General features: G+C 73.2%; 10 protein-coding genes. 7 read left to right on the top strand and 3 right to left on the bottom strand.

Features of this window, described 5'->3' with window-relative positions; genetic code table 11:
* The first annotated feature begins 182 nt into the window (after positions 1-182).
* Together ABZ930_RS40855 and ABZ930_RS40850 are read left to right on the top strand one after the other, a co-directional pair.
* Complete coding sequence (locus tag ABZ930_RS40855) at positions 183-821, top strand: hypothetical protein (RefSeq protein ID WP_361560519.1); 639 nt, start codon at positions 183-185, stop codon at positions 819-821.
* An 82-nt stretch (positions 822-903) separates the two neighbouring features.
* Positions 904-2127 (top strand): Cmx/CmrA family chloramphenicol efflux MFS transporter, encoded by a 1224-nt coding sequence (locus ABZ930_RS40850; RefSeq protein WP_361560525.1) that lies wholly within the window; start codon positions 904-906, stop codon positions 2125-2127.
* On the opposite strand, the gene ABZ930_RS40845 is transcribed toward ABZ930_RS40850, so the two are convergent.
* Both ABZ930_RS40845 and ABZ930_RS40840 read right to left on the bottom strand, forming a co-directional pair.
* Positions 2081-2350: a DUF4031 domain-containing protein gene (locus tag ABZ930_RS40845; protein ID WP_361560516.1), complete on the bottom strand. Its 270-nt coding sequence runs from the start codon at positions 2348-2350 to the stop codon at positions 2081-2083. The genes ABZ930_RS40850 and ABZ930_RS40845 overlap by 47 nt on opposite strands.
* Complete coding sequence (locus ABZ930_RS40840) at positions 2347-2727, bottom strand: hypothetical protein (protein WP_361560513.1); 381 nt, start codon at positions 2725-2727, stop codon at positions 2347-2349. Before ABZ930_RS40840 ends, ABZ930_RS40845 begins: the two co-directional genes overlap by 4 nt.
* A 103-nt stretch (positions 2728-2830) precedes the next feature.
* Here ABZ930_RS40840 and ABZ930_RS40835 point away from each other — a divergent pair, with 103 nt between their 5' ends.
* From ABZ930_RS40835 to ABZ930_RS40815, 5 genes are all read left to right on the top strand, one after another.
* Complete coding sequence (locus ABZ930_RS40835) at positions 2831-3760, top strand: MurR/RpiR family transcriptional regulator (protein ID WP_361560510.1); 930 nt, start codon at positions 2831-2833, stop codon at positions 3758-3760.
* Between the two features lie 230 nt (positions 3761-3990).
* Positions 3991-4938 (top strand): N-acetylmuramic acid 6-phosphate etherase, encoded by a 948-nt coding sequence (murQ, locus tag ABZ930_RS40830; protein WP_361560507.1) that lies wholly within the window; start codon positions 3991-3993, stop codon positions 4936-4938.
* A 47-nt stretch (positions 4939-4985) separates the two neighbouring features.
* Complete coding sequence (locus tag ABZ930_RS40825) at positions 4986-6494, top strand: PTS transporter subunit EIIC (RefSeq protein ID WP_361560504.1); 1509 nt, start codon at positions 4986-4988, stop codon at positions 6492-6494.
* Positions 6495-6624: 130 nt separating this feature from the next.
* Positions 6625-7212, top strand: coding sequence for a CGNR zinc finger domain-containing protein (locus ABZ930_RS40820; RefSeq protein ID WP_361560501.1), 588 nt, complete (start codon positions 6625-6627; stop codon positions 7210-7212).
* 56 nt (positions 7213-7268) lie between these two features.
* Positions 7269-8033, top strand: a complete 765-nt coding sequence (locus ABZ930_RS40815; protein WP_361560522.1) for a GNAT family N-acetyltransferase — start codon at positions 7269-7271, stop codon at positions 8031-8033.
* Between the two features lie 22 nt (positions 8034-8055).
* Here the strand turns inward: ABZ930_RS40815 and ABZ930_RS40810 are convergent, their stop codons facing one another.
* Entirely contained in the window at positions 8056-8544 is a 489-nt protein-coding gene (locus ABZ930_RS40810; protein WP_361560498.1) for a DinB family protein, read from the bottom strand.
* Between the last annotated feature and the right edge of the window lie 185 nt (positions 8545-8729).

Below are 8729 nucleotides of genomic sequence, written 5' to 3'. Positions count from 1 at the left end.
CAGCTCCTACCCGATCCCCGACTCGCACTCCGCCGGCCTCCCCGCGCCCCTGAAGCGAGCTGCGCTCGCCCAGGGGCAGGGGAAGGCGCGCGCAGCGCATGCCTTCAGGGGCGCGGGGAACTGCGCGGCCAGCCCCCACCGGCCCGCACCCGACCACACGCCCCCAGAGTTAAGGTCGGGCCATGAGTGAGCTGCGTGAGCGATTTGCCCAGGTGCTGCGGGCGGCGGCGACGGAGAACCCGGGGAGCGATCCCTACCCGTACGCCGACAACCTCCTCACCCGCTGGGCGGAGCCCCACCGTCGCTACCACACCCAGACCCACCTCACCGCCGTCCTCGACCACATCGACGTACTGGAGCAGCACGCCGAAAACCCCGCGACCGTGCGCCTCGCGGCGTGGTTCCACGACGCGGTGTACCGGCCGGACCGCTCCGAGAACGAGGAGCGTTCGGCGGCCCTCGCGGAGCGCGCCCTCACCGAGGCAGGACTGGCGGAGCCCACGGTGGCCGAGGTGGCCCGCCTGGTCCGTCTCACGGTCACCCACGACCCGGCCGACGGCGACACCGACGGCGAGACCCTGTGCGACGCCGACCTGGCGATCCTGGCGGCGGAGCCGGAGGCCTACGCGGCGTACACGCGGGCGGTCCGCGAGGAGTACGCGTTCGTCCCCGACGAGGCGTTCAGAGAGGGCCGGGCGGCGGTCCTGCGCCAGCTCATCGATCTGCCCGCCCTGTTCAGAACCCCGTACGGGAAGAAGCACTGGGAGTCCCCGGCCCGGGACAACCTGACAACGGAACTGCGCCTGCTGGCACCCCGCTAGCCGCCCACGGCGGCAACCGGGAATGCCACCCCCTCCACCCCCGGTTGCCCCTGACATGCCGCAAAATCCCACCCGCACCCCGATGCCCCTGGCCGTCTACATACTCGGCCTCAGCGTCTTCGCCCTCGGCACGAGCGAGTTCATGCTCTCCGGGCTGCTCCCGGCCGTCGCCGACGACATGGACGTCACGATCCCGCAGGCGGGTCTGCTGATCTCGGCGTTCGCGATCGGCATGGTGGTGGGCGCCCCGCTGCTGGCGGTGGCGACCCTGCGCCTGCCCCGCCGCACCACGCTCATCGCCCTGATCACGACCTTCGGCCTGGGCCAGGTCGCGGGCGCCCTCGCCCCCACCTACGGCATCCTCTTCGCCTCCCGCGTCGTCTCCGCGCTGGCCTGCGCCGGGTTCTGGGCGGTCGGCGCGGCCGTCGCCATCGCGATGGTGCCGGTGAACCAGCGGGCCCGCGCCATGGCGGTGATGATCGGCGGCCTGTCGATCGCGAACGTGCTGGGCGTCCCGGCCGGTGCCTTCCTCGGTGACGGGCTCGGCTGGCGCGCGGCGTTCTGGGCGGTCGGCGCGGCCTCGGCGATCGCGCTCGTCGGCATCGTCACGCTGGTCCCGCACATCCCGCGCCCGGCCGAACGTCCGCGCCTGAAGCGCGAGTTGTCGATCTACGCGGACCGGCAGGTGTGGCTGTCGATCGCGGTGACGGCGCTGGCGGCGGGCGGCGTCTTCTGCGCGTTCAGCTACCTGTCCCCGTTCCTGACGGACGTCGCGGGCCTGGACGAGAGCTGGGTCCCGGCCGTTCTGGCGCTGTTCGGCGTGGGCGCGCTGGTCGGCACGACGGTCGGCGGCCGGGTCGCGGACGCGCACCTCTTCGGGGTGCTGCTGACCGGCACCGCGCTGTCCACGGTCTTCCTCGCCGCGCTGGCGCTGCTCGGGCACCTGGAGATCGCGGCGGTGGCCCTGGCGTTCCTGCTCGGCCTGTCCGCCTTCTACACGGCTCCGGCGCTCAACGCCCGGATGTTCAACGTGGCGGGGGCGGCCCCCACCCTGGCGGGCGCCACCACGACCGCCGCGTTCAACCTCGGCAACACCGGCGGCCCCTGGCTCGGCGGCACGGTCATCGACGCCGACCTCGGCTATCCGGCGGTGGCCTGGGCGGGCGGCGCGATGACGGTGCTCGCGCTGGCCCTGACGGCGGTGTCGCTGCGGCTGCACCGGCGCACGACGCCGTCCCGGATCGTCATCGGCAGCGCCGCTACGCCGCAGGCCGCCCCTTCGGACGCCGCAGCCCCGCGTCCGTAAGCCGCCGTACGAGCTCCTTCGAGCCGATCGTCACGGCCCCGGCCCGCACCGCGTCCTCGTAGCGGTGCGCCGGGATGTCGTAGTGATCGCGCTCGAAGGCACGCTCCGGCACCCCCAACTCCCTCGCGAACAGGTGTAGTTCGTCGAACGACACATCGCTGACGAGGTGCGACCAGAGCCGGCCGTGGCCGGGCCAGGTCGGCGGGTCGATGTAGACGGTCACCCGGCCACGGCTCCCAGCGAGCCGACCGGCGCCACGACCACTCCGGCCTCCGAGCACACCCAGTGCGGGTCGGCGCCCAGCTCCGGCTCGACGTCGAGCGCGTGCGGGCCGTCCGCGCCCGAGCCCGGACCGCACACCGGGCACACCGGCCAGCGCCCGTGCCGCTCCAGGATTCCGTCCTGCACGTCCTGCGCCACGAGACCGGTGACGAACTCGACGCCCTCCGGCCACTGCTCCACCCACCAGCGGCGCTGCGTGATCGACTCCTCGACGAGCGAGACCACGTCCGCGTCGGCGACGTCGACGGCCTTCAGGTCCGCGAGGATCAGCGCGCGAGCCGCGTGCAGAGCCTGTTCCAGGGGGCTGATGGTGTTCATCCCCCCATTGTCCCGCGCGCCTGTTCCGTACGGCGCGGATGTGACGCAGGTCCCGGCCCTTCGACCCTTGACCCCCGGCCGTCCTGAAAATATCTTTCATCACGTGAGCAATGACGTGAAGGAAAGTTTCGCCAACGACGCGCCGCCCGCCCCGGCGGCCCTCGCGGCCAAGGTGCGCACCCTGGCCCCGTCGATGACGCGATCCATGCAGCGGGTCGCGGAGGCGGTCGCCGGTGACCCCGCCGGCTGCGCCGCCCTCACCGTCACCGGCCTCGCCGAGCTCACCGGCACCAGCGAGGCCACGGTGGTCCGCACCGCCCGCCTCCTGGGCTACCCCGGCTACCGCGATCTGCGCCTCGCCCTCGCCGGGCTCGCCGCGCAGCAGCAGTCGGGCCGGGCGCCCGCCGTCACCGCCGACATCGCGGTCGACGACCCGATCGCCGACGTGGTCGCGAAGCTGGCCTACGACGAGCAGCAGACCCTCGCCGACACCGCCGCCGCGCTCGACACCGTGCAGCTCGGCGCCGCCGTGGGCGCGCTCGCCGCCGCCGGGCGGGTCGAGATCTACGGCATGGCCGCGTCCGGGCTCGTCGCCCAGGACCTGGCGCAGAAGCTGCTCCGCATCGGGCACGTCGCGTACGCGCACTCGGACCCCCACCTGGCCGTGACCAACGCGGTCAGCCTGCGCTCCGGCGACGTCGCCGTCGCCATCACGCACTCCGGCGCCACCAGCGACGTCATCGAGCCGCTCCGGGTCGCCTTCGAGCACGGCGCGACGACCATCGCCATCACGGGCCGCCCCGACGCGCCGGTCTCCCAGTACGCGGACCACATCCTCACCACCTCCATCGCCCGCGAGAGCGAGCTCCGTCCCGCGGCCATGTCCTCCCGGACCAGCCAGCTCCTCGTGGTCGACTGCCTCTTCGTGGGCGTGGCCCAGCGCAACTACGAGACGGCAGCCCCGGCCCTCTCCGCTTCCTACGAGGCCCTGGCCCACCGCCACCGCGCCGCTCCGCGGGGCGGCAGATCATGACGGCCGCCACCATCTGCGGCCCGGTGGGGCTTCTCGCGCAGTTCCCCGCGCCCCTGAAGGCTGCGCTTCGCGCGCCTTCCCCTGCCCCTGGACGAGCGGAGCTCGTTTCAGGGGCGCGGGGAACTGCGCGACCAGCCACGACGAGAGCCGCACCCGGCAGCTGACCGCGCCCGGCAGACGCCATCCCGCACCCGCCACCGCACCCCGCACAGAAAGCCCCCGAGACGACGATGTCCACCGACGCCACGTACACCGAACTCCGCGCCCAGCTGGCCACCCTCACCACAGAAGCCTTCCGCCCGGAACTCGCCGAGATCGACCAGCTCCCCACCCAGGAGATCGCCCGCATCATGAACGGCGAGGACGCCACGGTGCCCGGCGCCGTGGCGGCCCAGCTCCCCCAGATCGCGGCGGCGATCGACGGCACCGCCGCCCGCATGGCCCGCGGCGGCCGCCTCCTCTACGCGGGCGCCGGCACGGCCGGCCGCCTCGGTGTCCTGGACGCGTCCGAGTGCCCGCCCACCTTCAACACCGACCCGTCCGAGGTCATCGGCCTGATCGCGGGCGGCCCCTCCGCGATGGTCACCGCGGTCGAGGGCGCCGAGGACTCCAAGGAGCTCGCCGCCGAGGACCTGGACGCCCTGAACCTGACGGAGAACGACGTCGTCGTCGGCATCTCCGCCTCGGGCCGCACCCCGTACGCGATCGGCGCGGTCGAGCACGCGAAGGCCCGCTACGGCGCCCTCACCATCGGCCTGTCCTGCAACGCGGACAGCGCCCTCGCGGCCGCCGCGGACCACGGCATCGAGGTCGTCGTCGGCCCCGAGCTGCTCACCGGCTCGACCCGCCTGAAGGCGGGCACGGCCCAGAAGCTCGTACTGAACATGCTGTCGACGATCACCATGATCCGGCTCGGCAAGACGTACGGGAACCTCATGGTCGACGTCCGCGCGTCGAACGAGAAGCTGCGGGCCCGCTCCCGCCGCATCGTCTCCCTGGCCACGGGCGCCGACGACGCCGTCATCGAGGCCGCCCTCGCCGCCACCGACGGCGAGGTGAAGAACGCGATCCTCGTCGTCCTCGGCGATGTCGACGGCCCCACGGCCGCCCGCCTGCTGTCCGCGTCGGACGGCCACCTGCGCGCCGCGCTCGCCGCGGCCCCGAGCACCACCCCCTGACCCCCGTACACCCCCAGCACCACCCGCACAGCAAGGCAGCACGCACCATGGCTGAGAACAAGAACCGCGACGTGGCGGCCTCGATCCTCCCGCTTGTCGGCGGGCCGGAGAACGTCACCTCGGTAGTCCACTGCATGACCAGGCTCCGGCTGGGTCTGGCCGACCGTTCGCTGGTCCAGGACGAGGCGCTGAAGGCGCTGCCCGACGTCATGGGCGTGGTCGAGGACGAGACGTACCAGATCGTGCTCGGCCCGGGGAAGGTCGCCCGGGTGACCCCCGAGTTCGAGGCGCTGGTCGAGGAGGGCAGGGCCGCCGCACCGGCGGCCTCGCCCGCGCCCGCCCCGCACGCGGCGACGGCCGACGAACTGGCCGCCCAGGGAGCCGAGATGCGGGCGGCGCGGAAGGCGAAGAACGCCACCCCGTTCAAGCTCTTCCTCCGCAAGATCGCCAACATCTTCGTGCCGCTGATCCCGGCCCTGATCGGCTGCGGCATCGTCGCGGGCATCAACGGCCTGCTGATCAACCTGGAGTGGCTGCCCTCCGTCACCCCGGCGCTCGCCGCCATCGCCTCCGGCTTCATGTCGCTGATCGCGGTGTTCGTCGGCTACAACACGGCGAAGGAGTTCGGCGGCACCCCGATCCTCGGCGGCGCCGTCGCGGCGATCATCGTGTACGCGGGCGTCGCCAACATCGAGGCGTTCGGCCAGAAGCTCTCCCCCGGCCAGGGCGGTGTGCTCGGCGCGCTGGGCGCGGCGGTCCTCGCGGTGTACGTGGAGAAGTGGTGCCGCAAGTGGGTCCCGGAGGCGGTGGACGTCCTCGTGACCCCCACCCTGACGGTCCTGATCTCCGGCCTGGTCACGATCTTCGGCCTGATGTACGTGGCCGGCGAGGTCTCCACCGGGATCGGCACGGCGGCGAACTGGCTGCTCGACAACACGGGCGCCTTCGCGGGCCTGGTCCTCGGCGGCCTGTTCCTCCCGCTGGTCATGCTGGGCCTGCACCAGGCCCTCATCCCCATCCACACCACCCTCATCGAGCAGCAGGGCTACACGGTCCTGCTCCCCATCCTGGCGATGGCGGGCGCGGGCCAGGTCGGCTGCGCGATCGCGGTGTTCAAGCGGCTCAAGCACAACGCGTCGATCCGCAAGACCATCAAGTCGGCGCTCCCGGCGGGCTTCCTGGGCGTGGGCGAACCCCTCATCTACGGTGTCTCGCTGCCGCTGGGCCGTCCGTTCATCACGGCGTGCGTGGGCGGTGCGGCGGGCGGCGCGTTCGTCGGTCTGTTCTCGATGCTGGGTGACAAGGTCGGCTCGACGGCGATCGGCCCGTCCGGCTGGGCGCTGTTCCCGCTCCTCGACGGCAACCACGGCTGGGGCAGCACGGCCCTCATCTACGGCGGCGGCCTGCTGGTCGGCTACATCGTCGGCTTCGTCGCCACGTACTTCTTCGGCTTCAGTAAGCAGATGCTGGTGGACCTGAACGCCGAAGCCCCCGAGGCAACCGCACCCGTGACCGTCCCGGACACCCCGGAGGCCCTGACGCCCTCCGCGCGCTGAGTACACCCGGCGCCCCTGGACGAGCGAAGCTCGCTTCCAGGGGCGCGGGGAACTGCGCGACCAGCCCCCACCGGCCCGCAGACGAACGAACCACCCGGAGGCGCGGGGCAAGACTGCTAGCGTGCCCGGCATGGTGGACACGCGCACCGATGCCCTCGCCTTCCGCTGGTACGGCGGAAGGGTCTCGGTCGACTTCACGGCCACACTGACCGGCCAAGCCCCCGACACCGCGGAGCAACTGCGCACCCCGGCCGACTTGTCCCGCTGGTGCCGCGAGGCACACCTCACCGACGTCCCCCTCCCCGACGCGACCCCCCGAGCCCTCGCCCAGGCCCACCAGTTGCGCGAGTCCCTGCACCGGACGTTCCTGCACGCGGCGAAGCCGGACCCGGACGACCTCGACACCATCAGCACCTGGTCGGCCCGGTCCCTGCCGGGCCCCCGCCTCACCACGGACGCGGACGACGCCCCGGCCCTGCACCGCCCCCAACTCCACCTCACCGGCGACCTGCTGACCCTGATAGCCCGCGACGGAGTCGACCTCCTCACGGGCCGCCACAGCCACCGCATCCGCGAGTGCGCCGCCCCCGACTGCACCCTCCTCTTCGTCGACGTCAGCCGCCCGGGCCGCCGCCGCTGGTGCTCGATGGACGTGTGCGGGGCGCGGGCGAAGATGGCCGGGTACCGATCCCGCAAGACGCAAGGCGAACCACGATGACCGCAGAACCCCGGCCCCGCCCCCACCATGACGCCGACGTCGACGTACTGGACGCGATGGAGCGGAACCTGGCGGAGCACGCCGTCCACCTCCACCGGAGCATGACCGGCGCGACCGTCACCGAGACCGGCGATCTGCTGATCGCCGACAGCGGCTCGGACGACGACACGTTCAACATCGTCGCCGCGGCCCGCTTCACCCCCGCCACCGCACCGGCCCGCATCGCGGAGACGGCGCGGACGCTGACCGGCACCGGCCGCCCGTTCTCCTGGTGGGTGGGCCCCGCCTCCACACCGGCCGACCTCGGTGACCGTCTGACGGCGGCCGGGCTGCCGGCGTGGGAGCACGAGTCGGCGATGTGGGCCGAGCTGGACAGCGCCCCGCCGCCACCGGCCGTCCCCGGACTGGACATCAGGCCGGTCACCACGCCCGCCCAACTCGCCGACTACGCGACGGTGATCGCCGCGAACTGGGACCCGCCCGCCGAGACCGTCCGCCGCTTCTTCGCCGCCGCCGCCCCACAGGCGCTCGCCGCGCACTGCCCGGCCCGCTACCTGGTCGGCTACGCCGAAGGGCGCCCGGTCTCCTCGGCCGAGGTGTTCCTGCACGCCGGGGTCGCCGGGATCTACAACATCGCCACCCTGGCCGCCGACCGCCGCCGCGGCTACGGCGGCGCCCTCACCCTCGCCGCGCTCCGCACGGCCCGCGACGAGGGCCACCGCATCGCGGTCCTCCAGGCATCGGCCGAGGGCGAGCCCGTCTACCGGCGCCTGGGCTTCCGCGCCTGCGGCCGCTTCACCGAGCACGCGATCGCCCCCTGACCGGCCCCCGGAGGCAGGGCGCTCAGCGGGGTCCGAGTCCCGTGCGCCCGTCGAGGAGTTCCCGGGCGATGTCCAAGTGCCCGGCGTGCCGGGCGGTTTCCTCGATCATGTGCAGGACGATCCCGCGGAGATCGCTGATGTCGTCCATGGGTTCGGGGTGACGGCCGCGCGGGGGCGCCGACAACGGCGTACGGGCGATCACGGCGTCGGAGAGCCGGCACTGCTCGGCGTAGAAGGCGAACACCTCCCCGGCCGCTCGTGGTGTCGTCAGCGGGGCGGCGCCGTCGTCGGGCCACGGCAGCGGCCCGGCCGCCCCGGTGACGACCTCCTGGAACCAGTGCCGCTCCGCGTGCCCCAGATGCTCCACGAGCCCGAGCGGCGTCCACCCCGAAGGCAGGACCGACGTGTTCAGGGCCCGCGCGTCGAGCCCGTCGACGACGGCCAGCACGCCGGCCCGCTGCGCCACGAGGTACGCCACCAGCGTCTGCTTCTCCGTGCCGTCCGCGTTCATGCGTGCATACTGCCCCGGGCGACCGCCGCGAGGGTCGGATACTGCCGAGATCATCGAGTAGCCCGCTCTCCCGCAATCCACCACCCGCTTCCGCTAGGGCCTGTCCGGCGGATCAGGTCGCAGCCGGGCGGCCCGCGCATTTCTGTGCTGGTGAGCGGGGTCTGGTGCGTCGAGATGCAAGGCGG

Origin of the sequence: Streptomyces sp. NPDC046716 (genome assembly GCF_040645755.1) — a bacterium.
Lineage (GTDB): Bacteria > Actinomycetota > Actinomycetes > Streptomycetales > Streptomycetaceae > Streptomyces.
The sequence above is the reverse complement of the archived record's forward strand: the minus strand, read 5'-3'. Positions and strand labels throughout refer to the sequence as shown.